The organism is Rhizobium sp. RHZ01, from assembly GCF_014851595.1.
In the GTDB taxonomy this organism is placed as follows: Bacteria; Pseudomonadota; Alphaproteobacteria; order Rhizobiales; family Rhizobiaceae; genus Rhizobium; species Rhizobium altiplani.
Window position 1 is genome coordinate 1 of the sequence record NZ_JACUZZ010000003.1, and the last position, 24786, is coordinate 24786.

The 24786-nt window shown below is 57.6% G+C and carries 22 protein-coding genes and 1 pseudogene; 7 read left to right on the top strand and 16 right to left on the bottom strand.

The window, feature by feature from the left end; genetic code table 11:
* The 11 genes and pseudogenes from IB248_RS04670 to IB248_RS04720 form a co-directional block, all read right to left on the bottom strand.
* A partial coding sequence (locus tag IB248_RS04670) for an HlyD family secretion protein (protein WP_192240399.1) occupies positions 1-1126 on the bottom strand: 1126 nt, incomplete at its 3' end.
* Positions 1127-1311: 185 nt separating this feature from the next.
* Positions 1312-2976 carry a SulP family inorganic anion transporter gene (locus IB248_RS04675; protein ID WP_348648517.1) on the bottom strand — a complete coding sequence of 555 codons (1665 nt, stop codon included), beginning with the start codon at positions 2974-2976 and terminating at the stop codon, positions 1312-1314.
* A 309-nt stretch (positions 2977-3285) separates the two neighbouring features.
* Complete coding sequence (locus tag IB248_RS04680) at positions 3286-3480, bottom strand: hypothetical protein (RefSeq protein WP_192240400.1); 195 nt, start codon at positions 3478-3480, stop codon at positions 3286-3288.
* A gap of 280 nt (positions 3481-3760) precedes the next feature.
* Positions 3761-4057 carry a hypothetical protein gene (locus tag IB248_RS04685; protein ID WP_192240401.1) on the bottom strand — a complete coding sequence of 99 codons (297 nt, stop codon included), beginning with the start codon at positions 4055-4057 and terminating at the stop codon, positions 3761-3763.
* Between the two features lie 38 nt (positions 4058-4095).
* Positions 4096-4308 (bottom strand): hypothetical protein, encoded by a 213-nt coding sequence (locus IB248_RS04690; RefSeq protein WP_192240402.1) that lies wholly within the window; start codon positions 4306-4308, stop codon positions 4096-4098.
* Positions 4305-4580, bottom strand: coding sequence for a hypothetical protein (locus IB248_RS04695; protein ID WP_192240403.1), 276 nt, complete (start codon positions 4578-4580; stop codon positions 4305-4307). The genes IB248_RS04690 and IB248_RS04695 overlap by 4 nt, the downstream gene beginning before the upstream one ends.
* Positions 4581-4794: 214 nt before the next feature.
* Complete coding sequence (locus IB248_RS04700; RefSeq protein WP_192240404.1) at positions 4795-5127, bottom strand: hypothetical protein; 333 nt, start codon at positions 5125-5127, stop codon at positions 4795-4797.
* A 79-nt stretch (positions 5128-5206) separates the two neighbouring features.
* Positions 5207-5557 carry a Rap1a/Tai family immunity protein gene (locus IB248_RS04705; protein WP_192240405.1) on the bottom strand — a complete coding sequence of 117 codons (351 nt, stop codon included), beginning with the start codon at positions 5555-5557 and terminating at the stop codon, positions 5207-5209.
* Positions 5558-5917: 360 nt separating this feature from the next.
* Positions 5918-6124, bottom strand: a pseudogene (locus IB248_RS04710) (cold-shock protein); the annotation flags it as partial.
* 63 nt (positions 6125-6187) lie between these two features.
* Positions 6188-9451 (bottom strand): cellobiose phosphorylase, encoded by a 3264-nt coding sequence (locus IB248_RS04715; protein WP_192240406.1) that lies wholly within the window; start codon positions 9449-9451, stop codon positions 6188-6190.
* Between the two features lie 273 nt (positions 9452-9724).
* The gene (locus tag IB248_RS04720) at positions 9725-10087 is read right to left on the bottom strand and encodes a helix-turn-helix transcriptional regulator (RefSeq protein WP_246779208.1); all 363 of its coding nucleotides are present in this window, start codon (positions 10085-10087) and stop codon (positions 9725-9727) included.
* A gap of 783 nt (positions 10088-10870) precedes the next feature.
* Between IB248_RS04720 and IB248_RS04725 the strand changes: the two genes are divergently transcribed.
* Positions 10871-11179: a DUF736 domain-containing protein gene (locus IB248_RS04725; RefSeq protein WP_018860148.1), complete on the top strand. Its 309-nt coding sequence runs from the start codon at positions 10871-10873 to the stop codon at positions 11177-11179.
* 251 nt (positions 11180-11430) lie between these two features.
* Positions 11431-11670 (top strand): hypothetical protein, encoded by a 240-nt coding sequence (locus IB248_RS04730; RefSeq protein ID WP_192240544.1) that lies wholly within the window; start codon positions 11431-11433, stop codon positions 11668-11670.
* Between the two features lie 78 nt (positions 11671-11748).
* Here IB248_RS04730 and IB248_RS04735 read toward each other — a convergent pair whose 3' ends face one another.
* From IB248_RS04735 to traC, 4 genes are all read right to left on the bottom strand, one after another.
* On the bottom strand, positions 11749-12012 hold the full coding sequence (locus IB248_RS04735; protein WP_025662679.1) for a WGR domain-containing protein: 264 nt from the start codon (positions 12010-12012) through the stop codon (positions 11749-11751).
* Between the two features lie 116 nt (positions 12013-12128).
* Positions 12129-14054: a Ti-type conjugative transfer system protein TraG gene (traG, locus tag IB248_RS04740; protein ID WP_192240407.1), complete on the bottom strand. Its 1926-nt coding sequence runs from the start codon at positions 14052-14054 to the stop codon at positions 12129-12131.
* Positions 14041-14256, bottom strand: a complete 216-nt coding sequence (locus tag IB248_RS04745; RefSeq protein WP_018860152.1) for a type IV conjugative transfer system coupling protein TraD — start codon at positions 14254-14256, stop codon at positions 14041-14043. The genes traG and IB248_RS04745 overlap by 14 nt, the downstream gene beginning before the upstream one ends.
* Positions 14257-14260: 4 nt before the next feature.
* A complete protein-coding gene (gene traC, locus IB248_RS04750; protein ID WP_192240408.1) occupies positions 14261-14551 on the bottom strand; it encodes a conjugal transfer protein TraC in 291 nt (96 codons plus the stop codon).
* Between the two features lie 252 nt (positions 14552-14803).
* Here traC and traA point away from each other — a divergent pair, with 252 nt between their 5' ends.
* From traA to IB248_RS04770, 4 genes are read left to right on the top strand one after another with little or no spacing between them, the layout of a single operon-like run.
* Positions 14804-18106, top strand: a complete 3303-nt coding sequence (gene traA / locus IB248_RS04755; protein WP_192240409.1) for a Ti-type conjugative transfer relaxase TraA — start codon at positions 14804-14806, stop codon at positions 18104-18106.
* A complete protein-coding gene (traF, locus tag IB248_RS04760; protein WP_192240410.1) occupies positions 18103-18666 on the top strand; it encodes a conjugative transfer signal peptidase TraF in 564 nt (187 codons plus the stop codon). Before traA ends, traF begins: the two co-directional genes overlap by 4 nt.
* Positions 18656-19822, top strand: coding sequence for a conjugal transfer protein TraB (locus IB248_RS04765; protein WP_192240411.1), 1167 nt, complete (start codon positions 18656-18658; stop codon positions 19820-19822). The genes traF and IB248_RS04765 overlap by 11 nt, the downstream gene beginning before the upstream one ends.
* A 15-nt stretch (positions 19823-19837) precedes the next feature.
* The gene (locus tag IB248_RS04770) at positions 19838-20452 is read left to right on the top strand and encodes a TraH family protein (RefSeq protein WP_192240412.1); all 615 of its coding nucleotides are present in this window, start codon (positions 19838-19840) and stop codon (positions 20450-20452) included.
* Positions 20453-20949: 497 nt separating this feature from the next.
* Here the strand turns inward: IB248_RS04770 and IB248_RS04775 are convergent, their stop codons facing one another.
* Positions 20950-22254, bottom strand: a complete 1305-nt coding sequence (locus tag IB248_RS04775; RefSeq protein ID WP_192240527.1) for an MFS transporter — start codon at positions 22252-22254, stop codon at positions 20950-20952.
* 745 nt (positions 22255-22999) lie between these two features.
* Here IB248_RS04775 and IB248_RS04780 point away from each other — a divergent pair.
* Positions 23000-24778, top strand: a complete 1779-nt coding sequence (locus IB248_RS04780) for an adenylate/guanylate cyclase domain-containing protein (protein WP_192240413.1) — start codon at positions 23000-23002, stop codon at positions 24776-24778.
* Positions 24779-24786 lie beyond the last annotated feature (8 nt).

A 24786-nucleotide genomic window follows, 5' to 3' on the forward strand; every position in this document is an offset into this window, starting at 1 on the left:
CAACGACGACTTCCGATCCGCTGCGCCGCTCGCCGTAGTAGCGTCGCACCTGCCGACCATAAAATGCATGCCAGCGGTAATGGATCTCGACTTCTTCCCCGATATGGGCAGAATGTCCGGAAGATTGCAGTCCTTCGTCCAGGACCAGTTTTACCGGAAAACTCTGGGGCGTTCGGATCCAGCCGCTTTCCGTTGAAATCTTCGGCAGACCGGTGCTGGGATCGATCGAGCCTTGGGCGACGCCCAAGCCGACACTCTCGACCTTGGCCGGGAACAGCTTTCCGGGCAATACATCGAACAACACTTCGGCCCGATCGCCGGGGGTCACGTTCTCCAGGCTGTTTTCCTTGTACGCGGCGGTGATCCACACCGTATCGACGTCGATGAATGTCAGCGCTCCCTGGCCGACCGCCACCATGCCGCCCGCGGTCAGTTGAAGATTGGTCACGACACCTTTGCCCGGCGCTTCGATCGTGGTCCGACTGAGATCGAGTCTAGCCTTTTCCAATGCCGCAAGCGCCCCTCGCAGTTGGGGATTGTCGGCGCCCACCGGCCCCAGTTCCTGCTCGGCACGCTTTAGCTCGGCTTCGGCGGCGTCTACGGCTGCCTCTGCCTGATCGTAGCCCGACTGTGCCTGGTCGTATCTGGATTTGGGATAGACTCCCTGCTCAACCAGCAGCTTTGCCCGATTGGCCTGTTCGAGACTGAGGTCGCGAGAGGCCCGCGCCTCCACGAGCTTGGCCTGGGCAGTGTTGACGGCCTCCGTTGACGCACCGATGGACTGGCCTACGCTATCGAGCTGCGCCTCGGCCTCTGATACCGCAATCTGGTATTGATGGGGGTCGATGCGAAACAGCATTTGCTTGGGGGACACGCGCATGTTGTCGATCACGCCGACTTCAACGACCCGCCCGGCAACTTCCGGTGCGATGCTGATGACAAATGCCTGCACGGTGGCCTGCGACGACATTGGTGTTCGCCGCTCCATGAAGACGCCGAGCGTAAAGAGAAAAGCCGCCAGCAGCAGCACACTCAGCGCCACCCTTCGCAAAGGATTGCCGGGCTCCTTTTTTGGCTCAGGAACCTCGACCCCTTTGTTGGGCTCAAGGGCCGATTCCGCTGTCATTTGTTCCCTCCTTGTGCGCCAGGGGGCTCAGTCAGACTGGAATAATTGTCGGCTATTCTAATCCGTCGCACGACAACAAGCTATGGCTGTGGGCGGCGCAGGCAGGGGCGGCCTAAGTAGCCTCATCGAAACGGCGGCTAACCAGTTGAGCAGTGAGGACGACCGCCATAGGTTCCATACTTAGACTAGCTGCGGTCGACGCTGCCGCCTAAGTAGCGCTGCAGAGCGGCAGGCATGTTGAAGAAAAGCCGCTCGCGGCCGAGTTTGTCGGCGAGACCGGAGGCCCGAACGTAGTCGAGCACATCGGGATTCAATCCTGCCAGCCACACCGTGATGCCCTGTGCGGCAAGGCGCCGTTCGCTCTCAATCATCATCTGCATGGCGGAATACTCGATGTCAAAGACACCGCTCATGTCGAGCGCAAGCACATGCGGCTTATGCTTGGCGACCTGCGACTGGATCTGATCCGCAACCTGTTGAACGTTAGCGAAAAAGAGCCGGCCCTCCGGACGGAGGATCAGCAGGCCCTCGAACGTTTCATCGTCGGGATGGTCAGGTGACAGCGGCCGGAGCACATCAGTGCCCCGCTTGCGGCCAACAACGGAGACCTTCGGCTTGGCCGACTGACTGGCCAGGCCGACTAGCGAAAGGGCGATCGCGACCACGATGCCTTGAAGCGTGCCGAAGACAAGCACGCCCAGGAACGCCGCCAGCGCCCAGCGGAACTCCATCCGCCGAACCCTACGGATGGATGCAAATTCGGCGGGGGCGATTAGTCCGGCCGAGTAAATAATCACGATCGCGGCGAGCACGGCTTGCGGCAGCAAGCCCAACAGCGGGGCAAGAAACAGCATGGTGGCCGCCGCCGCCGCGGCGGTGACCAGAGAGGCCTTTTGCGATTGTCCACCAACGGCGCGAACCACCGCCGTCTGGGACGTGCCACCGCCCGCGGGCATGGAGCCAAAGAAAGCTCCGGCCAGATTGGCGGCTCCCGTTGCCAGAAGTTCCCGGTTGGGCTTGATGGACGGCTCTGTAGGGACCGCGAAGGCCCGTCCGGCGGCAATCGTTTCGGTAAAGCTCATTAGCGCGATGCCGAGCGCCCCGGGCAGAAGTTGCTCGATCAAGCCGGGACTAGGAAGAGTGATTGATGGGAGCGACCGCGGGATGAACCCCACAGTTGCAACGCCCAGGGCATTCAGGCCGGCGAGCCAGGAAACCAAGATGCCTGCGCCGACAATCACCAGCGGGGCCGGTGAATGGGGCCAGAGCCGCTCCATCGTCCACAATGCGATCAACGCCGCGGCTGCAATTGTCAGTGTGAGCAGCGACGTTGCCGGTACATGTTGCAGCACGCTGACGATATCGCGGAAAAAGCCTGCCTTAGCAATATGCACGCCGAGCAGTTTCGGCACCTGGTCCAGCACGATCACTAACCCTATGCCCGCTTTGAAGCCGGTCAACACAGGCGACGAAATGAAGTTAGCCACGAACCCCAGGCGAAGGACCGAGGCAGCGATCAGAAGGGCGCCGGTGAGTCCGGTGAGCGTTGCGACGGCGGTGATCAGCTTGCCGGGATCACCATCGGGAACGACGGTCCCAAGCTCGGTTCCAGCCAGGATTGCCAGCGTGGTCGTCGAGCTGACGCTCAGCACGCGTGACGTTCCGAGCAACGCATAGACGATCATCGGAACGAAAGCCGTATAGAGGCCGACGCTCACCGGCAGTCCGGCAACCGTGGCATAAGCCATCGCCTTGGGCAGGACAACCGCCGCTGCTGTAAGTCCGGCTACCACGTCGAGCCGAAGGCCCGCTGTCAATGAGGTACTGCCATGCGTTGTTTCGGGGGTCACTGGAATCTGCTCCGAGCAGGCAACTACCTCCTATCTATAGCATTTTACGCAGCAAGTTGACGATCCCAAAATCTCGTCGTTGCTTTTGGCGGCGCGGTAGTGGAGTAGAATCGCAAATTCAATATTCCCTGATCCATGCCCTACGCATTTCATCAGAAATTGCGACAGCGCCCAGGGCGCCGCTTTTGGCGTCTCATTGATGCTAAACAGCTCATGGTTTCCACCACACACATTTGGCTCTGCTTTGCGCTCCGAAATTTCAGGAAGGCAGCATGACGCCTGGCGAGGTCATGCGTCAGTGGGATTGGATCATTCTTTACTCTTTGAGAGGCCATCGAACACGTCACTATTCAGCCGTATCGCGAGCTCCTCGGCTTCGTTCTGTAACAGCTTGATCGACGTCGCACCAACATCCGCCGGGTAGCCGGTGTTGCGATCAATCACGGCAAACGTATCGTCTGGTCTGCGAGACACAAAAAATCGATCTTTGTAGGCGCTTGGCAAAGGGCACTCCATACCGAAAATCCTCGTACATTTAGGCACTCTGGCTAAATCTTGTTCTTGAGGTCCCGGACCGCTGATTGAAGGTCTTGGTGCTGCCGGGAACGCACAAAAACGCTCTTATGCAGGCGTTGGCTCCGCTTAAGCCACCGCGATGACCAGGCTCTTGTTCAGTCGAGTAGCACCCGTCAATGCCCGACGTGAGTTCTCGAACCCGCTCTTGCTCACTGAGAAGTTGATTTTGACGTCATGACTTCGCATTCCGCCACGGTTCACGCATGCTTTAGTAGCAAACGCCGCTCTTTGAGCAGCTCCAGAAATTGCCGTCAGAGTCGTAGCCCCGGGTGCGGCCCGTGTCGGCGTCGTAAGTTTGACGCCAGGTTGAGCCGGTGCCGAGGTTGGAACCTCTCATTGTCATGTCGCCATTGTCGTCGCGGTGGATACTGTAACGGTTGCCGCTTTGCCAGTCATAGCAGGTGGAGTCACCGTTGCCGTAGTCGGTGCACCCGGCATGGGCGAGGGAGGCCGCACCGAGGGCGAGGCCGAGCGAAATGGTTACCAGCTTTGTTCTGCGGTACATTAGAACTCTCTCTTGCAAGGTGATTACTTGGCTCCCTCTCAGGAGCCTTTTTGCTTGTGGGTAGCTCTTGCTTGATCGATTGCCGCCAAAGCGTCGGCAAGCGGCACTTTGCGGTCCGTTAATATACTTGCGGCCGCCCGGGGTTGGTTGGCCGAGCCAACAAACGCACCGTCGAAGTATACGTGAATGGTGTTGATGGTACGTCCGCTTCTGGCGAACTTGACCGGCACGATTTCGATTTTGTAGTTCATTGCAGGTTCTCCCGGGCGGCGGGGAACCAATCTCGCGACAGAACGAAGGCTTGATCCATGAAGGCGCAAAAGCTTTTCATGTCGGTGTGGTCGGGGGCGTGGCGATTCCAGAGTGCCGTCGCCGCTATCAGTGCTATCATTAGGGCATCGGCGGTGCCACGTTCGTTATACTCGCACATCTGATAGATCATCCTGATCACCGCAACCACGCCGCCGCGTGCATCATCGGCAGCAACGGAGAACTCCATTTCAAGGTCGGGTCTTTCGGTCATGACTGGAGCCACATTGTTTGAACGCGCCCCGAGGCGAAGCATGAGAGGAGCCAACCGGGGGCCTGGGGCCGCGGCGGAATGTGCGTGTGGGTGTTAGCCGTCCAGATATGGCAGCCGGTCACGCTGCTGCCTGACGCGTTGGGGCAATCCCGCTTCTCTTTGGCCACAGCGCGGACGGCGATCACGAGGATACCACGTTGAAGAGCGGCGGTTCTCATGCGTCCACCTCAAAGCCCAATTCTCTGGCAATACGGTCAAGGTAGTCCAGATAGCCAGGGAACAGCGGTTGCCATTCCTTCTCTGACCACACGATGCACTCGGCCGTCATGTCCAGCCGGTCGGCAAACAATGCGGTTGCAAAACCATCGTGCCGAGGCAAGCGAGTGGACATGCCGGTGGCAAGCAATTGTTCTACGGCTTTTGTGCCGCCCATGCTTTCACACATTTCGGCAAACCGGGTTGGATGACGCAGCCCCGCCGCTTTGTGTTCCTTGATGAACCGTAGCATGCGCTGGTGAAACTGAAGTTGGAGTCTCGTGTACGTCATCAATTCACTGCCGTGTCGCGGTTCGAGCAAAAGGCCGAGCTAATTGCGTTGGTAGCAATGGCAATGGAAATTGCGGTTTTCATGCTGCATCTCCCGAGCAAAACGCGTTGGCTACGGCAAATACCACGAGGGCGGCAGCGGCGTTGTGGCGGGTTTCTGGGTTCTTGCGTAGTGACTTCACCACGACATCCATGAGTTGGCCGCCCGTGACTTCATAACGGAGGCATTGACCCGCCCCTGTAATGTTCCCGGTTACTTCAAGGCCATCAATGACACCCTCAATGTAGCCGATGCAGAAGGCCTTCAGGGTGGATGCCTTGGAGGAGCAGTCCGCCAAGAGAGCGTTGCCGTTCTGATATGAACAGACACCGGCAAAGCAGGTGGACGCGGATAAAAGCGCGGCAGCAACCGCGAATGACAGCCTTATCATCTGTGGTGTTCCATACGAGCAGCCATCATCAAGACATGCAATGAAACCGGCAACCCGGTTTCGGCGTTCACGCTTTTCGTCTTGGCAAATAGGCGGTGTTTTGTTTCGTCGCTTGCGCTATCAAGCCAATTGTTTGTGGCAAACTGCCAAGGTCCTGAGTGGAGAGGGGCGCATGTCCTCACGGTCCCGCGAAAGCGAATGGGTCCGGCGCCAAGATTGGGGGGCTGTTAGCCGGGCGAGGGCGTGGCAAGGCGCCCCCACACGATGGCGCTCCGGAATCCTCCTGCGCACATCGCGACGCTGCTCATCGGCACTTATATCGGCATTTGGTCCACCCGGGTGAACGCGCTGACGCAGATCGATATTAATCGCCTTCGGCCCTTTTCCGGTCCGATCCGGCTCAGTGTCGAATGAGACTTTCTGCCCGTCACGCAGTGACTGAATACCGGAGGCCTGTAGCGCTGAGATGTGCACGAAAACATCCTTGGCCCCACCATCTGGAGTGATGAACCCAAAACCCTTGTCGCCGTTGAAGAATTCTACCCTACCCGTTGCCGTGCGCGTCAGAGGCGCAAGGCTTGTTCCTGGGGGCGGCCAGGCTACTGTCGTCCGTGTTCAAAAGTTTGATATTCAGCCGGGTTCGACGTCCCAACCGAATACCGCCGTTGCGTTAACCGCATCTGGCAGCAACGGGATGTGGACCCGCTTGCCGAACTCGCGCCTGACACCCAGGATTTTCTCAACGAGGATCCGAGTGTAAATGCCCGCGCCGCTTGAATATATTCGCCACCCTCCATCCACGGAAATATGACCGGTCCGGAGCTCCTCCCATTCAGCGGAAGCGAGGTAGCGGTCGGTGAAGGCGGGGTCACTACTGCTGAAATAAGTGTTTCGCTGGCGCAGCGACGCCTGTGGCAGGCGGTCGGCAAGCGAAATTGGATTGGCGAGTGCAAGGCCGTTCCACACGCCTTCGGCGTCCCCATTCAATGCCAGCGCTTCGCAATAACGAAGATGCGCATGCATATACATCAGCCCGATCTCGCGACCAAAGAATGCAGATGATTCCGCACGGCGAAAGAGCTTCTCGGTTCCCCCCGAGTATCGCACAGGCTTTTCTATGAGCCGGGCACCGTCGGGAAACAGCAATTTCTCCTTAATCACCGTCAAATGGCGTTCGCTCTGCTCGGGGGTAAACAGACCACCGAGGATCGACTGCGTCATCGAGATCAATGAGTAATGGAGACCTGTGCGCCGATCTTCTGGATGGAGCAGCAACTCGATGTCCCCACCTGGATCGAAGATACCGTAGCCAGCGACTACATTATCGCGGATCAAATGATCGTTGAAATCCTGGCGCATCGCAGCGGCCGTTCTCCGCAGGTCGGCCGCTCCCGCTGAACGTCCAACTCCGTCAAGGATGACTGCATACCGCGCCACCTGCTCGTACAATAGTGCGACCGTCCAGCTACTTACCATCCAGTCACGAAGGTGCGGATCGGCGGGCTGAAGGGAATCGTTCCAGTCCCCTTCGCCATAGCGAATTAAGTTCGTTCCAAGGATGAAGCGTTCTTGTACAGTCTGGAGCAGTTTTTCAACATGGCTGAAGATTGCTGCCTCTTCCTGGGTTTGCTCCAAGGTGTCGTCGGATCGCCAGGGCACGGCGACGTCCAGGATCGCAACGTCGCCTGTCGCCTCGATGAAATCGCAAAGAGCCTTTAGAGGCCAAACCACGATATCGCCATGGCTTTCCCCCGCGCGGATATTCGAATACGGCGGGAGCATGAACCATTGAGGCCAGTCGCCACGGTCCCGGAACTGCTCACTAAACAAAATCCGGAGGATCTCTCGAACCTCGTCGTCATGTTCAAAGGCTAAAAGCAGCTCTACTGGGCCTTGGCAAACATCGCGGGTTCCCCAGGCCGCGCCCGTAAATTGCTCAAGCCCATGCGGGACACTTGCATGAACGATTGCGTCATGGGCGAGCCAGGGAAGGAACGTCGCTTGGGCCAAAAGATCAGGCCCGTCTCCCTGTATCACAATATTCCGCGTCACGTGGTTCCAGAACGCAGAGGCGGGGGTAAGCATATCCGAAAGGTCGACACCGGCCTCGTAGCGCTCGGCGAGATCTTCGCCCTGTTCCTGACTAACGATTGATCCGGTCACTGCGAAACGGAAGACGTCTGTCTCCCGAACCACAAGGACCACAAATGGCCCTCCACGCGCAATGCGGTCGGTATACAGGAGTTCGTCCCCGCCAATATTCTCAAGAACGTCGGGCATCGACGTGACTAGATAGTAGGCGGCGTCTGGGTACTTTTGTGCCCATAGGCCATTAACGTCGGGGCGGAACGTCACGCGCTTACGTTTGAAGTTAATATCGATAAAACCTTCACTCTCAAATTCGCGATCGCCTAGTGTGAGATTTCCGACGACAAGAAAACGGCAGGGAGTGCCCTCGGTCGTTATTTCCCACTGCATTGCCGGTTCCTTTCCGGACACGGCTGCTGTGATGGTAACGGTGCGCCCTGATAGTTGATAGAGCCACCTGCAATAACTCAGTCCCATCTCGAAGGCAGACGGAACACCCAAGAGTTGCCAGCCATCACCTTTGTCAACGAGGATCCTTAGGCCATTTGCTATCGTCAGATTGTAGGGGTCGCGCGAAACCGAGAAGAGTTTGTGAAATGAGGTGTTTCCGATTGTTAGCTGTGCGGCAAAGATTCCTTGCATCCAACAGGTCGCGGCAAGAGTGCTATCATCCGGAAGCATATTCTGGCCACTCCGCATGATCTCGCCGTGGCGTCTGATGGAGATAAGCTCCTTGCCTCGTAGAACAACATGGCGGTTGTGCCGACCATCCTGCACGAAGAAGGAGAGAAGCTGCCCATCAATTCGCTCCTCAAGGTGTCGCTCAGGGTAGAGCGCCTCCACCATCTCATTGTCGAGTGCTAGCGATGCCGTTTCTGACACGTCCTGGAGCAAACTGCGCGAGACACCTGCTACAGCGACCTTGGTGTCCAAGGAACTGGCTCCCAAATGCTCAATGCCGTCCAGTTTTGCGAGGTCCTTTTCGCTTGAAGGTTCGGGGTGATCAGGAATGAACAGACCGAAGAATGTTGTTTCTGAGTTTGCTCCTGGTCCTATGGAAAGCAGCGTAGATTGGATGCTTGGACACGCTAATTCATGCTGTCGACGGAACGCGGGGAGGTTGTTGCCGAAATCCGGGACCATTGCGGTGTGGCAAGGTTGCCTTGGAAATACAAGTTGGATCGCGTCGGTCGCGTAAGCCGCAGCTCCGGTGATACAACCATGAGCAAGCCAGGGATTGCGGTCGCCCGGCTGTTTGAGGTTTTGGCGGTTCATTACCACGGGACCGAACACTGGATGATCGACAATCGTGTGGTCGATGTACTGGGAGGCGTAGGCTTCGCTTCCCATCAAGAAGCCATGGTCTCCAATCCCGATGTCCTGTAGAAGGACCAGGTCCGCCTCGACAGGGCTCCGAGAGAGATTTTCCAGCGTTACCCGCCAGAACCATTTCGCCTCGGTTGGGTGCAGCTCAAGCTGAACAGAATGTCGGATCTCGCTCGATTGCCCCTTCCAGAAGAAGGTATCTCCTTGGCCGAAGGAAACCTTTGCTCGCGACCCTACGATCTCGAATACTCCTCCGTTCGGACCACCGATCCTTAGATAGAGCCTGCCAATCCCTCCGTAGACCGGCGATCCCAACATCTGATTGACCATGATCGCCCCAAACTCATCATGATATTCGATCGCAAACAGCGTTCCATTCGGCAGGAATGAGATGGTGAGACCACTTTCGTTGCACAGGCTTAAGAGACCCAGTCGCTCGCGACGAGGGATCTGAAACCTACGGTGTATTGCAGAAGTCATGGCCAATAACCTCCTATTTCCACCCATTTAGAATCGAGTATTAAGAGGTTGTGCGCCGAGCCCATCATACGGCTAGCGAGAATCGGTTACTCCTGAACAAGTCCCTGCGTTGGGCTCTGCTCTTGATGTTGAGGGCAGCATGATGGCACGCTCGTTCCACTCCGGCAAGGTCACCGGGAGGCCGCTGATACCTCGAATTGCGTTTGTTGGCGGCAGTGCGAGAACGCAGCTGCGCCCGCGGTCGAGTCGATCTCCGGCACTACGCGGGGCCTACTATAGCAGCTCTAACACGGGGCTCACCATGCGTGCCCGCCGAAATTCTGATGGGCTCTTGCCAAGCCAACGGCGGCACGCATGGCTGAATGAGCTTGGTTGATGAAAGCCCAGCAACCACGCGATCTGCGAGGCTTGAAGATTTTCCTCAAGGTAGCGCAACGCTAGCTCGCGCCGGTGCTGGTCAAGGATCTCTCCGAAACTCAATCCCTCGGTCGCCAACCGCCTAGCAAAAGTTCGCTCACTAAGACCAAGCCGCTTTGCAACGGTCCTTGTTGTCGCTTCGGCATGGGGTGAAAGAGGGGCTATTGTGTTCTCCACGACGGTTCGAAACGGGCTGACATTGGTCGAGCGGACCGTCATGGCCTCATCTAACGATGTGTGGCGAATGGAGCACTCAGAGGCACCCGGCTTGGTTGCGCGTTGACCAAGAGGGCTTCAGCCAATCATTTATCAAGAACACTATCAGCTGCGGCCGATAGCCAGGCCGCGATCAACACTCGAGCGGCGCAGTAGAACCGACGCAAGCGAGAACTCAGTCCGGTTCCATAATGCATGTTATGCCACTTTCTGCTAAGTAGCTGAAATAAAAAGATAATATTACCTGACGCGAAGCGCAATCGAAGCGGAACCAAAATCGACCGACCGCTCGACAAAGCGGCGGCGCTTCCGAGTGCGCTGCTTATTCAGCGGTCTTGGGAAATGTCTCAGCACTATCTAACTGCTGGATCTGGCACGGTTGCTAGCCGTCCTTGCCGTGTTCTTTCATCTGCGACTTTTCCGGTGCACCGGTACGGCCGAACTGAGCGCGTTGGGTGATGTTTCGGCGATAAGTCGGCATTGGAACAGACCGTTTATTCGAGGCCGTCAGACCCAAGTTCCCTTCATGGATTGTTGGCGCTCCGTCTGCGACCGCGATGAGAGGTGTCTAACCTTAGTACGGCTTCGCCTCGGTCGATCCCCCCAACGGCAGTCGCGTGTTCTTACTCCTTCCCGTTTCGCCGTCATTCCTCGCCTACTAACAAACATGCGACTGCCGCCCTCCGTTTCATTTCGGCCAAATAGGTGCGGTCCGATCGTCCACGGACTCGTGACTGTCATCGAGGCCGCGATGGGCGCGGCCGGAAACAACGAAAGGAACTTAGAATGGCAACCATCGGCACCTTCACCTCCACCGAGAACGGATTTACGGGTTCGATCCGCACTCTCGCCCTCAATCTCAAGGCTCGCATCTCCCGGGTCGAGACCCCCTCCGAAAAGGGCCCTCACTTCCGCATCTATGCTGGAAATGTCGAGTTGGGCGCTGCTTGGCAAAAGACCTCCGAGCAGGGCCGCGATTACCTCTCCGTCAAACTTGACGACCCGAGCTTTGCTGCCCCGATTTACGCGACACTCGCCGAAGTCGAAGGCGGAGGAAGCCTCCAGCTTATCTGGTCCCGCCCGAACCGGGACTAGCGAGTGACCCGGCTCCGCCACAAGGCGGAGCCGGTTTCCAGCCTTTGCTGCGAACAGAGGGAGTATAGCTGCCCAATAAAGCTTGATCGGTTGTCAGCTCCCCGACAATGCGCGGTTTTCCCGATTGTGCGGAGCCTGTTGAAATAGGCTTCCCACTCGCCGGCGTCATCGGAATTGATGCGATCCCCTGCCCCATCTATCGTGTCACTGGCAGCGGTTGTCGTCCTTCACGAACTTCAGGAGACGAAACGATGGCCAATCTTATCGAACAGCAGATCGAAGAACTGCGCGCCGAACTCCGCAATGCAGGTTGGGCTGCTGGGCGTCGTCAAATCGTAGCCGAGCTCGAGATTGCCAGAGCAGAGCTTGCCGTCGCCATGGCCGAACAGTTAGATATCGTGCAAGTCGAGCCACCACCCTTAGGGCGCTCACTTTCGTCTCGAGCGCGACCCGGTGCACCTTTGCTGCGGATCTCGTTTCATCGCGATTAGGGATAATGCCTCCCGCGCGTCGTGCTTAAAGCTGGCAGTCAGAATTCTGACGCGAGGTCCTTTGCTCTTCAGTCGTCTTCAGGATGAGCGACGCCCACTGGCGACCGTGGCGTACCCTCTCTTTCGCTTAAGCCGGATCAGATCCAGAAAGAGCACCACCGCATCGTGCTCTCGCTCGAAATGGTGGGTCATTGTCTGTCCTTTGGCGCCTATACGTCCCCATCGACGGGTGAGGCAAACGTCACCAAACAGAGTCGCGTCAATCGACATGGCATAAAAGCGAGCCATGTTGCGGGTCGGATCGGTGCGCTCGATGTAGAGTTTGTAGGGTTGCGAGATCATGCACACAGAATCGCGCTTTGGAGATTCCGGGTCCAACGACAGTTTTGAATCGGTTCCGGCTCACCGATTCATTTCAGTGATGTCGCAATGCGACGCGGGCTAGTTCGAGCTCACATTCAGGGTCCGCCCGACGCGACTGAAAAGCGGCTCGTCCGAACGCATTGCCGCATGTCCTCACGTCGGAACCAGATGGCGCGGCCGCAGCGAAGCGGTGGCTTGCCGGTGGTAAAGATGATCTGCTCGTCGGCTCGCATGCAAAGAACTTCGTGCGGCTGAATCAGTGGCCGCGGCGCCAGTTGCTTCGACCGCGTGCGCGATGATCCGCGCGACTGGGAGGTCAAGCTGACTTGATCGATCTCTACCGTGGTCATGCCGCAGCGATGTGAGATGTAATCTGCCGTTTCAGGATCATTAATCGCCGCAAAGGAAAGCCAACTTGCGCTTTCAAACCACTTGCTTGATGCATCACGGCCACCGTAGGTTTCACGCATCTGACCAATCGATTGGTAGATCATCATCAGGGTGATGCCGTACTTGCGACCAGCGTCTCGCGCCGTCTCCAGAATTCGCATGTACCCAAGGCGTGCCACTTCATCAAGAAGGAAAAGCGCGCGCGTATTCATCCTGCCATCCCGATTGTAGATGGCGTTCAGGAACGTGCCGATGATGACGCGCGCCAGCCCGGAATGCATTTCGAGCGTCTTGAGATTGATGTTGATGAAAACGTCCGTGTCGCCGTCGGCAATCGCATCTGTCATAAAGCTCGATCCGGATACCAGCGCAGCGTAGTTTGGGTAGGAAAGCCAATGCGTCTCTTTGATTGCATTCGCATAGACACCGCTGAAGGTTTCCGGTGTCATGTTCACGAAAGAGGCCACGTTCTCCTTCACGAAATCGGATTTGGAGTTGTCGTGAATCTCCTTCAATCGCTGGCGCAGTTTCGGCTCCGGTTCCGCTAAGTTGCTGCGTACCTGGCGAAGGGTCTGTTCTTCGCTCTTCGTATGGCCGGACAGGCAGACATCGGCAATAATTGCGGTGAGGAGCTGAAGTGCCGAAGCACGAAAGAAGTCATCGCGCACTCCCTGTGCTCGCCCATTTTCGCTCATGATCCAAGATGCGACCGAGGCTACGTCTTCCTCTTTGGTGCCACCGAAACGTCCGATCCAGTCGAGGACATTGATCCCGATGTCTGGGTGCTTTGGATCGAGGACAAGAATGTCCCTGCCAGCCTTTCGACGATGTTCGATCACGATAGGCGCAACCTCGTTCGATGAATCAAGCACGACAAGCGCTCCGCCCCATTTGAGCGCGGTTGGAATGGTGATTGAAGTCGTCTTAAAACCACCGGACCCTGCAAAGGCGATGCCGTGGGAAGATCCGAACGATCCATCGAAGCAGAGCAGCGGCGACTTGCCGCCAACGCCCCAGGTCTCAGGATCGTCAACGCGAAATGGATGTGAAGCAACGTCGTCACGATCGACGCGGTAACACTCTCCAATCACGATGCCCCCGCTATTCGGGAAAAGCTGTGCCGCCTCCTGCATCGTCATCCAGTCGGCCTCCCCATGGAGGGCGCGTTTGCCCATAACACGCCTTGGCTCGGCGCGCGGGAATGCCGCATTTCCGAGAAGCGCAACCCGCAGCGCAAAACATCCAGTCATCAGTGCAGTCACCGCCCCAGCTACCGTCCCTGTCTCAAGATCGGCAACCATGCTGCTGCCCCTGGGCAATTGGTTTGCAAAAACAGAAAGCAGGATTACCTCGCGGGCAAATGCCATCAGGAATGTGGCGGCGGCTCCGGCAACGACGCCCCAGGCAGCAGAACGAATGTTGACCGAGCCGCCTGCGGCGAAGAGGACGATCACCCCGGCGCCTCCGCTTGCGACGAAGGGCGCGGCAATGCCTAGATGCTTGAGCGCGGCCTTGGCCGCATCGGTGTTGCCGAACGTTGCCAGCCATTGCTCGATGCCAGTGGTGCCAACGGTAACACCAATCATCAACATGATCGGTATGAAAAGGAGCACCACCCTATTTGCTGTCATGGCGGAATGCCTCGTTGCCGATGGCCATCAGTCGCGCTCGCTCGCCATCGTCGATCCCGAGACGGCGATTGAGATCGATCAGAGCGCCGAGAAGAAGTGCGCGCTTCTCGTAGCGAAGGCCCGCCTTGACAATCAGGCCCCCGAGTTCGATCTTGTCGCGTGTATCCTTCTTCCGCGCTTGCGAGTTTCTTGCGCGCTGCATCCGATCAATCCTCGCCAGTGCTGTCTTGATCTGCTCCAGGTCGGTTCGACGCGCTTTGCGGGGTTCTGCTTGCCCCGCTTTTGTCCTTTTCTGTCGACGCGGGTCTCGTCCCGCAAAATCGTTTGACGAGACCTTCGAATGCCGTCTGAAGGTCAGATTCCTCGATTTCCATGTCGCCTAGCCCAGCCTTGAGAGCGACGCGACCGATGCGCTCGGCCTCCCGCGTTTCGGCTTGCTTCAACTGCTCCTGGAGACGGACGATTTCTTCGCGAATTCTTGCAGACGGTTTCTTCATTCCCGATCGGCCCTTTCATGCGGTTTCGACTTCCTCAAGCAGGAAGGTCCCGCAGATTGGCGAGACGATCTACTGACAGAAATGCGAGTTGGCGCAGCCAACACCTTTGAGCATGATCCCGACCGTTCCGAAGGAGCGGATCCGAAGGGCGCAATTATACGTCGCTGACGCGACGCTCTGCGCTTGGCCTTTTCGGGCCGCCGCTCCTGACGAGCTTATTGAATTCGATTGCTCGAAGGAGCTGGTTTCACAGTGACCGTCCCGCATTTTTCAGTCACGATCGTTGCCCGCGGGTCCGGCCGCAGCGCAGTGCTGTCGGCTGCCTACCGCCATTGCACCAAGATGGAATATGAGCGGGAAGCCCGGACGATCGACTACAGCCGGAAGCAGGGTCTGCTTCATGAGGAGTTTGTCATTCCAGTCGACGCGCCGGGGTGGTTACGCGAAATCATTGCCGACCGCTCGGTTTCATCTGCGTCGGAAGCCTTCTGGAACAAGGTCGAGGATTTCGAGAAGCGCTCTGACGCACAGCTTGCCAAGGACGTGACGATCGCCTTGCCGATCGAACTCTCGGCTAAGCAGAATATCGAGCTTGTCCGCGATTTTGTGGAAAGGCATGTCATCTCCAAGGGCATGGTGGCCGATTGGGTCTTCCACGATGCGCCTGGCAATCCGCATGTCCATTTGATGACCACATTGCGGCCGCTGACGGAAGACGGTTTCGGTGCCAAGAAAGTGCCCGTGCTCGGAGCGGACGGCAATCCGCTCCGCAACGACAGCGGCAAGATCGTCTATGAGCTTTGGGCTGGAAGACTGGATGATTTCAATGTCTTTCGCGACGGCTGGTTTGCCTGCCAGAATCGGCATCTGGCAGTTGCCGGTCTCGACATCCGCATCGATGGCCGTTCCTTCGAAAAGCAGGGTATCGAGCTGACCCCGACTATCCATCTCGGTGTCGGCGCCAAGGCAATCGAACGGAAGGCGGAAGGCTCGGGCGAACAGGTCTCGCTCGAGCGGCTGGAATTGCAAGATGAGCGCCGGGCCGAGAATGCGCGACGAATTCAGCGCAATCCGGGGATCGTACTTGACCTGATTGCGCGGGAAAAGAGCGTCTTCGATGAGCGCGATGTCGCCAAGTTCCTGCATCGCTATATCGACGACGCAATCCTTTTCCAAAGCCTTCTTGCTCGCATCCTGCAGAGCCCCGCGACCCTGCGTCTCGATCGGGAGAGGATCGACTTCGCCACAGGTCAATGTACCCCGGACAAGTACACAACCCGCGAGTTGATCCGGCTGGAAGCCGAAATGGTCAATCGAGCAATCTGGTTGTCGAAGCGATCGTCGCACAAGGTTCAAAAGACAGTGCTCGGCGCGACCTTTGCGCGCAATGATCGCCTGTCCGATGAACAGACGAGCGCAATCGAACATGTCGCCGGTGGCGAAGGTATCGCGGCAGTGATCGGTCGGGCCGGTGCTGGCAAGACCACAATGATGAGGGCCGCTCGACAGGCATGGGAAACAGCCGGATATCGCGTCGTTGGCGGTGCCCTTGCCGGCAAGGCAGCGGAAGGTCTCGAGAAGGAAGCAGGCATCATCTCCCGCACTCTTTCGTCGTGGGGGCTCCGTTGGAGCCAAGGCCGCGATCAGCTCGACGACAAGACGATTTTCGTTCTCGATGAGGCGGGCATGGTCTCGTCGCGGCAGATGGCGCTGTTCGTTGAAACAGTCACCAAAGCCGGCGCAAAACTCGTTCTCGTCGGCGATCCGGAACAGTTGCAGCCGATCGAGGCGGGCGCGGCCTTCCGAGCGATTGCCAATCGTATCGGCTATGCCGAACTCGACACGATATATCGCCAGCGCAAACAATGGATGCGTGACGCCTCGCGCGATCTTGCGCATGGCAACATCGGCAAGGCGGTCGAAGCCTATCGGTCGAATGGAAGGATGATCAGCGCCGAGCTGAAGATTGAAGCGGTCTCAAACCTCATTGCGGATTGGAGCCGCGACTATGATCCAGCCAGGTCTTCCCTGATCCTTGCTCATTTGCGTCGTGATGTCCGGACGCTGAACGAGCTAGCGCGTGCCAAGCTCATTGAACGGGGCGTCATCGATGGTGGGTCTACCTTCAAGACAGCCGATGGAGATCGCAACTTCGCGGCCGGCGACCAGATCGTTTTCCTCAAGAACGAGGGATCACTTGGTGTCAAGAACGGCATGCTTGCCAAGGTCGTTGAAGCGGGGCCCGGCCGCATCGTTGCCGTCATCGGCGAAGGCGAGCGTCGCCGCCAGGTCGCGGTCGAGCAGCGCTTCTACAACAACGTCGACTACGGCTATGCCACTACGGTGCACAAAGCCCAGGGCGCTACTGTCGATCGAGTCAAGTTGCTGGCATCTCTTTCCCTCGACCGTCACCTCACCTATGTCGCCATGACCCGGCACCGCGAGGATCTCAGCGTCTATTATGGCCGCCGGTCCTTCACAAAGGCTGGAGGCCTCATCGAATTGCTTTCTCGCACGAACGTCAAGGAAACGACGCTCGACTATGCGCAAGGCAGCCCCTACCGACAGGCGCTCCGCTTTGCTGACGCACGCGGTCTTCATGCCGTCAATGTCGCCCGAACGCTTGTTCGTGACCGGCTCGCTTGGACAGTCAGGCAGAAGCACAACCTCATCACGCTCGCGTCGCGCCTGGCCGCTGTCGGATCCCGACTCGGCCTGGTCGGGCCGGCGATGAAATACCACGCAATCAAGGAGGCAGAGCCCATGGTTTCCGGGATCACCACTTTTTCGAGGTCGATCGGGCAGGTCGTCGAGGACAGGCTCGCGGCCGACCCGGGTTTAAAAAAGCTATGGGAAGATGTCTTCGTTCGGTTCCACCTCGTCTATGCCCAACCTGAGGCCGCATTCAAGGCCATCGATGTCGCTGCGATACTGGCTGACCGGACGAGGGCGTCAGCGACACTGCTCAAGATCGCCGAAGAGCCGAGTAGCTTCGGTGCCCTCAAAGGCAAGACGGGTTTGTTCGCCAGCAAATCCGACGAGCAAGATCGGGACACGGCGGTCGTCAATGTCACTGCGCTGGCGCGCAGTCTGGGCCGCTATCTTGAAATTCGCGCCAATGCAAAACGAGAGTATGAGACAGAGGAGTGCGCCGCCCGCCAGAAGAGCGCGATCAATATTCCCGCTCTTTCTCCGAACGCCAGATCGGCGCTCGAGCAGGTTCGCGATTCGATCGACCGCAGTGACTTGCACGCAGTCCTCGAGCACGGGCTCGCCGACGAGAGGGTGAGGCTGGAGCTTGAGGGGTTTGCAAAGGCTGTTGCGGAGCGCTTCGGGGAACGGACTTTCCTAGGGGTTTCGGCAAGGGACTCGAGCGGGCAAACCTATCGATCCCTCACGACCGGGATGAACTCTCTGCAGAAGGCAGAAATGAAGACGGCCTGGAATTTTCTGCGCGCGGCTCAGCAATTGTCCGCCCAAGAGCGATCGACATCCTCTCTGAAGCACTCCGAGGCCTTGCGGCAAACGATCAGGAAGGGGCTTTCACTGAAATGACCTTTTTGCACGATCAGCGCCGGCAAACATCGCGAATTTGGCGTCGCGTGAGTCTGCCTGTCGCACTTATTGCAGCTCTCTTCGCTCTCATCGTGACCGGAGGCGCGCTTGGGTATCGGATCAATCTAACGCCGAGCGAACCTCTCGGGATCTGGCGAATTCAAATGCCGGAAGGACCCTACAAGATTGGCGATCTGGTCTTTGTCTGTCCGCCGCCGACGCCCACCATGCGAGAAGCGTTTGACCGCGGTTACCTTCGATCGGGGATCTGTCCCGGTGGCTATGCGCCGCTCATCAAAACCATCGTTGCGATGTCATCACAAAGGATCGAAATTGACCGCTTGGTTAGGATCGACGGCCTTGCATTGCCGCATTCCGCACCGGCCCAGCTGGACGGCAAAGGTCGGAGCTTGAGGCGATTCAGCGGAGGAACGGTACCGACGGGCTACGTGTTTCTTCACTCTGGTTTCATAGGGTCCTTCGACTCTCGCTACTTTGGTCCAGTGCCTGCCTCCGGGGTGCTCGGCCTGGCAAAGGCGGTCCTCACCTATGCGCCGTGAACTGGTCCGCAACAGTGTCCTGTTGGGCGCGGCACTAGCGGCTGGCTGGATCGGTTGGTGCGGAAATCCCCTCGCCCTTCCTGTGTCTGCCGCCTTTCCGTTTATCTGGTCCGTGGCGCGCAACCGGCCAAGTGCCGCCATGGCATCGGCGACCTATTTTCTTGCGGCATCTCGAGGTTTGCCGCATGGCGCAGTCGCCTTCTATGGTTCAAATCTCTTGTCCGGTCTGTTGCTCTGGTTGATAGCGTCGGCGGCCTTCGTCAGCGTCCACGCCGTCCTGTGGACCGAGAGATCGGGATGGCGTCTTGCAATCCGTTATCTCTTGGTCATGTTTTTGATGGCAGTGCCGCCCTTTGGAATTTTGGGCTGGGCTCACCCGATCACCGCCGCCGGAGTTCTGTTTCCCGGCCGGGGGTGGGTCGGTCTTGGCACAATGGCAGCCGGCCTCTTGATCATGACGACCAGGCTTCGGCCGGCTGCAGCCATAGCCATTATTGGCTTGTGGCTCTGGTCCGCCGCACAGTGGACGACGCAGCACCTACCCTCTTCGTGGTATGGTGTCGAGCTTACACTTGGAGCGTCGCTCGGCCGAACCAGCAATCTCGAACGGCAGCGTGGCCTTGTTGCAACGGCGCGGGCGGCAAGGCGCGGCAAAGGCGCCGTGGTTGTGTTGCCAGAGAGTGCGATCGGCTTCTGGACACCAACGGTCGAACGGCTATGGCTGCGTGAATTGCGAGCAAGCGGGTTGACGGTCGTCGCAGGCGCATCCGTGGTCGACGAGATCGGTTACGACAATGTGCTCTTGGAACTTTCGGAGTTCGGGGCGCGAATTATCTACCGCGAGCGTATGCCGGTCCCCGGTTCGATGTGGCAGCCCTGGCAGTCACTGATTGATGGCGGCGGCGGCGCACGTGCGTATTTCTTCTCCAATCCCGTCGCCGAAATCGCAGGCAAACGGGTTGCGCCGGTGATTTGCTACGAGCAACTCATCGTCTGGCCGGTCGTTCAGTCCATGCTTTACGACCCTGATATCATCGTCGCCGTTGGGAACGGCTGGTGGACAGGCAGCACGTCTATCGTGCCCATCCAGCGTGCCAGTGTCGAGGCTTGGTCGCGTCTCTTCCACAAGCCGCTTGTCTTCTCTGTCAACACGTAGTTCCGGGAGCCCTTCATGCTTGATCCTGCCCTCATAACAAAATGTGCCGATCCCTCCTTGAAGCCGGCGATCGTCGAGCAGTTCGTCAAAGCCGCAGGCTCTTCCGATCCCCTTGCTGTCACCGTGAGAGCGGGAGGGCGATTGGTCCTCGTGCCGAAGGCTGGAACACCCGAGCAAGCAATGGAAATCGTCAAGCAGAATGTCGGACATTCAGTCGTGCGCGTCGGCCTCACGCAGTTTCCTGCAGGTGTTGGCGTAAAAGACATTTCGGAAGTGACGTCAGGTCTTGTCGATCCGTGCGTGAACCTGCGCCTGGGAACGAGAATGTTCGCAAAGATTCTTCGCATTGTCAGCAAATGGTACGGAAACCCCGAAAGCGCTGAAGTTTTCCCGCAAGTGTTCGAGGATGCCATCGATGCGTGGATAACGGGCGAGTTCGAGGCTCAAAGCGTATTTCAGGCCGAAGATCCCAGTGGATCGATCGCAGGTCAAGGCGAACTGGACGATCCAAATGGGAGGTATCCAGGAAAGCCCGAAAGCGCCTCATCGAGCTCGTCCGAACCACCCGGTGAAAACGAACTCGGCCGCGCAGGCATGCGGATCGATTTATCTCGAATCCTTCGCCAGTAGGTCACGTGCGAAAGTCTTGACGACCCAATCCGTACGGCGATTCACCTGCCCTTCGAACACAACCGTCGCAGGCGGCGCTAGTTTAGACGGGCGCTTCTAGCGGCAGGAATAGATGGAAAAATCATGTGGTCATTGACTGGAGAAAGGTTGATCACGTCCTGAATTCGAAAGCGATATCTGGCGCCGCAGGCGTCGGCATAGAGATACCTTCCTCTAAGGTGGAGGCTTGCCACCAGAAGATCACGTTGATCATCACGGTCAATTACCGACAATACAAACATTCGAGTCTTTATCCGCTTCAATGAAAATTAGTTTGAATAGAGTTTAGTTAAAGTATTGATAAAATAATGTAGCATATAAAATTCCATATGCGTCTGGCGTGCAGAAAAATAGCGTAAATAGTACTTACCTATGATTCTTCTGTCGGGCTCCTTCCTCCCGAACCCACCTCGTCGTCACCATGCCCGCTTTCCTTTGAACAGAGGTCCACGGGGCAACTACACGTTCACTTTGGCTTTTCCGCTTTCACTCGACGTCGGCGTGCGTCCGACCATACGGCTAACGACCAGTACCAGAATTGCTGCAGCAGCCAGGCAGGCCGCGAGGAAGAACATCGGGGCAATGGTGCTGCCGGTCGAATCCTTTATCCACGGTACGACGTTCTGCGCGATAAATCCGCCCAGGTTTCCGACAGAATTGATTGCCGCCAGACCTGCGGCTGCACCCGCCCCTCGAAGGAATCGTGACGGTAGGCTCCAAAAAACAGGTTGCCCGGCAAAGATGCCCGCTGCCGCAACACAGAGAAAGGCAAACTGAAGCAGATGGTTCGGAATCACGGCGGACAGAACCAGGCAAACGGCGCCAACAACCGCTGGTACCACGATATAGGGCGTCTTCGACGAGGCTCTGTCTGCGGCTGACGGGACCGCATAGAGCGCGATTGCAACCAGCACCCATGGGATGATGTTGAGAAAGCCGTTGGCCGTATTGCCGACCCCAAAGCTCTTGACGATGGTCGGAAGCCAATAGCTGAGACCGTATGCCGCTAGGGGAAACCCGATATAGCAGATCGCCATCAAGAGAACCCGCGGATTGACGAGCGCCTTGAAGCCATCGCTGGCGGTCGCCTCCATGCCAGCGTTCTCCAAAGCAAGGCGGTCCTTCAGCCAGGTCTTTTCCTCGGAATTCAGAAACGTCGCACTTTCAGGCCGATCTGAGAGGTAGATCAATGTAACGAAGCCCGCGACAACAGCGGGAATTCCCGTCACCAGGAAGACCCACTGCCAGCCTGCATGACCATAGAGACCATCCAGATCGAGCAACATACCGCCCAGTGGCGCGCCGACGGCATTCGCGAGAGCGCTGAAAATCATGAACAAGCCGACCATCCTTCCGCGATAGGCGGACGGATACCAGAGAGTCAGCAGATACAGGACACCGGGAAAGAAGCCCGCTTCGCATGCGCCCAGCAAAAAACGGAGGATGTAGAACATCGTCGCATTCTGCGTGTAGGCGAGCGCTATCGTAACCGCACCCCACGACACCAGGATTCGCGCGAACCATTTGCTGGCCCCAAACCGGTCCAATAGAAGATTGCTTGGTACTTCAAATATGAAATAGCCGATGAAAAACAGCGAGGCGCCAAGACCGTAGGTGTATTCACTCATGCCGAGGGCGTCGACCATGTCTAGCTTGGCGAAACTGACATTCTGGCGGTCGATGTATGCGATTAGGTAGAGGATGCCGAGAAACGGCATTAGTCGCCATGTAATTCTGGAAATGAGTTCTTTTTCGACGATCACGGTCATTGCCCTCCGTATGCAATCCAATGACTGAGATAGGGCGTTAGTGCACTAATCAACCTGCACGTGAGTTCGCGCGAACTGAACTGAAGTTCGCTTCGATGAACTCAAAGGAGGTAAACGACCCCGTCCCCGGTGCTACGGGCAGGTTCGGGGCGATCAACGTCGAGAGAGGGGTATGATGCCCTTAATCGAATATTCGACGCGATGGCGAAAGAAATTGGCCTGGTCTGTCGCTTCACGCCAAGCTGCATGACTGTATTGCCCCCCGAATGCGATCCGATCTATCGCCCACGAGCAAGCCAGGATACCGAACAGGAAGAGTAAGCCGCGCATGCGGATACATTAGTCGCCTTCTATTTAGAAATGCCTAACGCAGGCTCAGCCCAGCGTCTGGGATTGGTGAGCTTTGCAAATCCTGCATTGCACGACCGGCGGCCATAGCCGAAATCCCGATCGATCCTCCCGGTTGGATCTATAGAGAAATTCTGACGACAGCCTCCATGACCTTACCAGGCCGCGCGTAGCGTTGCGCCACTGATGGGGTCAACGCCATGACCCGACGCTGCTTCTTCGCGGAACGAAAAGCGCATTGTCGCAGCATTCGGCGTAATATGAGTCTCGTTAGCCACGAACGAGCGGCATCGGAATTCTCGCTTAACCCGGCCTTGGACCTGTGCTTTTCTATGCGGGTATCCGGCCGGGAGCTGACAGGGCCGACTGTCGGGGGAATGGAGGGGAAGCTTTGGAGCGAAGGCTAGCCGCAATCCTAGTTGCCGATGTCGTCGGTTTTTCACGACTTGTCGAAGCCGATGAACGCAATACGCTTGCGGTTCTGATAAATTTACAGACCTCGGTGTTTCGTCCACTGATTGCAAGACATGCCGGCCGGCTGGTCAAATTGATGGGCGATGGGCTGATCGCCGAGTTCAGCTCGGTGGTTGAGGCTGTCTCGTGTGCAATCGCGATCCAGAACACACTGGCGAATGAACAGGAGCCGGCCGGTTCCGCAAACAGGATCATCCTTCGCATAGGCATCAATCTCGGTGATGTCGTGGTGGACGGTGACGACCTGCTCGGGGATGGTGTCAACGTTGCGGCCCGACTGGAGCAGTTGTGCCAGCCGGGTGATCTTCTGATTTCGGGGGCAGCCTACGAACAGCTCGCTGGAAAGGTTGACGCGAATTTCGACTACGCTGGTGAGCAGCACCTCAAGAACATCGCGCGGCCGATCAAGGCATACCATTTGCCACTCAGCGGGTCTGCCTACGCTTCACCCGAAACTCCAAAATCGACCGGGCCTGCCATTGCCGTACTTCCATTTGAGAACATGTCCGGTGATCCGGAGCAGGCTTACTTCAGCGACGGAATAACTGAAGACATCATCACGGAATTGGCACGGTTCACCGAGCTTATGGTAATAGCGAGAACCTCGTCATTTGCGCTACGCGGCCGAATGCTCGATTTGCGCGAGGTCGGCAGGACGCTCAGCGCGGGCTATGTCGTAGAAGGGAGTGTAAGGCGCGCTGGTAACCGTGTTCGAATTACGGTTCAGCTCGTCGAGACAGCGAGCGGGACGCACCTATGGGCAGATCGATATGACCGATCCCTTGACGATATTTTTTCCACTCAGGAGGAGATTGCGCAGAGCATCGTCGCCATGGTCGCACAACGCGTCATAGACGACAACGAATTGACGTCACGACGCCGTCGCCCGGAAGACATGCGGGCATATGATCTCTTTCTGCAGGGCAACCGCCTCTCTGACGACTTCAGGCCAGGAGCGCAGGAACGCGCGGAGGCGCTTTTTGAGCGTGCCGCTAAAATTGATCCGACGTTTGCCAGAGCCCATACAGGCCTCGCCTACATATACCTCAACCGCGCGTCGGACGGTGCTATTGGCATTCCAAGACAAGAGGATGAGAACAGGATCAAAGCACTGCGTTCAGCCGAGATGGCTTTTGCCCTCGATCCGAGCGATCCACGGGTTCAGTCCACACTGGGATACATTTGCTTGACGTGGCGAGACTTTAAACGAGCTGAACATCATCTTGGCCTGGCGAAGTCGATGAACCCCAACGATGCCACCATCCTAATAATGTGGGCATGGATGCAAGGAGGCATTGGGCGGGCTGAGGAGGGCTTGGCCGGCGCGGAGATCGCGTATCGACTGAACCCGTTATATCCCAGTTGGTACAACTATTATAAATCCCGCCTCCTCTTCCAAACGGAGCGATACGGCGAGGCGGCCGTCCTTCTCGAACAGCGAACATTCGCCACGCCGGAAAGGGAGCCGCGAGACATGGCGTGGCGCGCGGCCGCCTACGCTCACCTCAACCGGATCGAGGATGCAGAGAAATGCGGCCGGGTCTTCCTCGATGCTGTCAGCAGGCGATGGTGCGGAGATGCGACCGCGGGTCCGGTTGATTATGTAAACTGGCTTGTAGATGTCTCATACCTCAGAGAAGAAAAGGACGTTGATCGGCTACGCCAAGGATTGAGGCTTGCGGGTCTACCCGCGTGAGGGGCGAC

Excerpts from the sequence above, each read along its gene's own strand:
- traG (WP_192240407.1), bottom strand. The coding sequence starts at position 14,054 with ATGACAGCAAATAGGGTGGTGCTCCTTTTCATACCGATCATGTTGATG.
- IB248_RS04730 (WP_192240544.1), top strand. The coding sequence starts at position 11,431 with ATGGCCAATCTTATCGAACAGCAGATCGAAGAACTGCGCGCCGAACTC.
- IB248_RS04705 (WP_192240405.1), bottom strand. The coding sequence starts at position 5,557 with ATGATAAGGCTGTCATTCGCGGTTGCTGCCGCGCTTTTATCCGCGTCC.
- IB248_RS04770 (WP_192240412.1), top strand. The coding sequence starts at position 19,838 with ATGCTTGATCCTGCCCTCATAACAAAATGTGCCGATCCCTCCTTGAAG.
- traC (WP_192240408.1), bottom strand. The coding sequence starts at position 14,551 with ATGAAGAAACCGTCTGCAAGAATTCGCGAAGAAATCGTCCGTCTCCAG.
- IB248_RS04735 (WP_025662679.1), bottom strand. The coding sequence starts at position 12,012 with ATGATCTCGCAACCCTACAAACTCTACATCGAGCGCACCGATCCGACC.
- IB248_RS04725 (WP_018860148.1), top strand. The coding sequence starts at position 10,871 with ATGGCAACCATCGGCACCTTCACCTCCACCGAGAACGGATTTACGGGT.
- IB248_RS04700 (WP_192240404.1), bottom strand. The coding sequence starts at position 5,127 with ATGACGTACACGAGACTCCAACTTCAGTTTCACCAGCGCATGCTACGG.
- IB248_RS04765 (WP_192240411.1), top strand. The coding sequence starts at position 18,656 with ATGCGCCGTGAACTGGTCCGCAACAGTGTCCTGTTGGGCGCGGCACTA.
- IB248_RS04695 (WP_192240403.1), bottom strand. The coding sequence starts at position 4,580 with ATGACCGAAAGACCCGACCTTGAAATGGAGTTCTCCGTTGCTGCCGAT.
- IB248_RS04745 (WP_018860152.1), bottom strand. The coding sequence starts at position 14,256 with ATGCAGCGCGCAAGAAACTCGCAAGCGCGGAAGAAGGATACACGCGAC.
- IB248_RS04685 (WP_192240401.1), bottom strand. The coding sequence starts at position 4,057 with ATGTACCGCAGAACAAAGCTGGTAACCATTTCGCTCGGCCTCGCCCTC.
- IB248_RS04720 (WP_246779208.1), bottom strand. The coding sequence starts at position 10,087 with ATGACGGTCCGCTCGACCAATGTCAGCCCGTTTCGAACCGTCGTGGAG.
- IB248_RS04715 (WP_192240406.1), bottom strand. The coding sequence starts at position 9,451 with ATGACTTCTGCAATACACCGTAGGTTTCAGATCCCTCGTCGCGAGCGA.
- traF (WP_192240410.1), top strand. The coding sequence starts at position 18,103 with ATGACCTTTTTGCACGATCAGCGCCGGCAAACATCGCGAATTTGGCGT.
- IB248_RS04690 (WP_192240402.1), bottom strand. The coding sequence starts at position 4,308 with ATGAACTACAAAATCGAAATCGTGCCGGTCAAGTTCGCCAGAAGCGGA.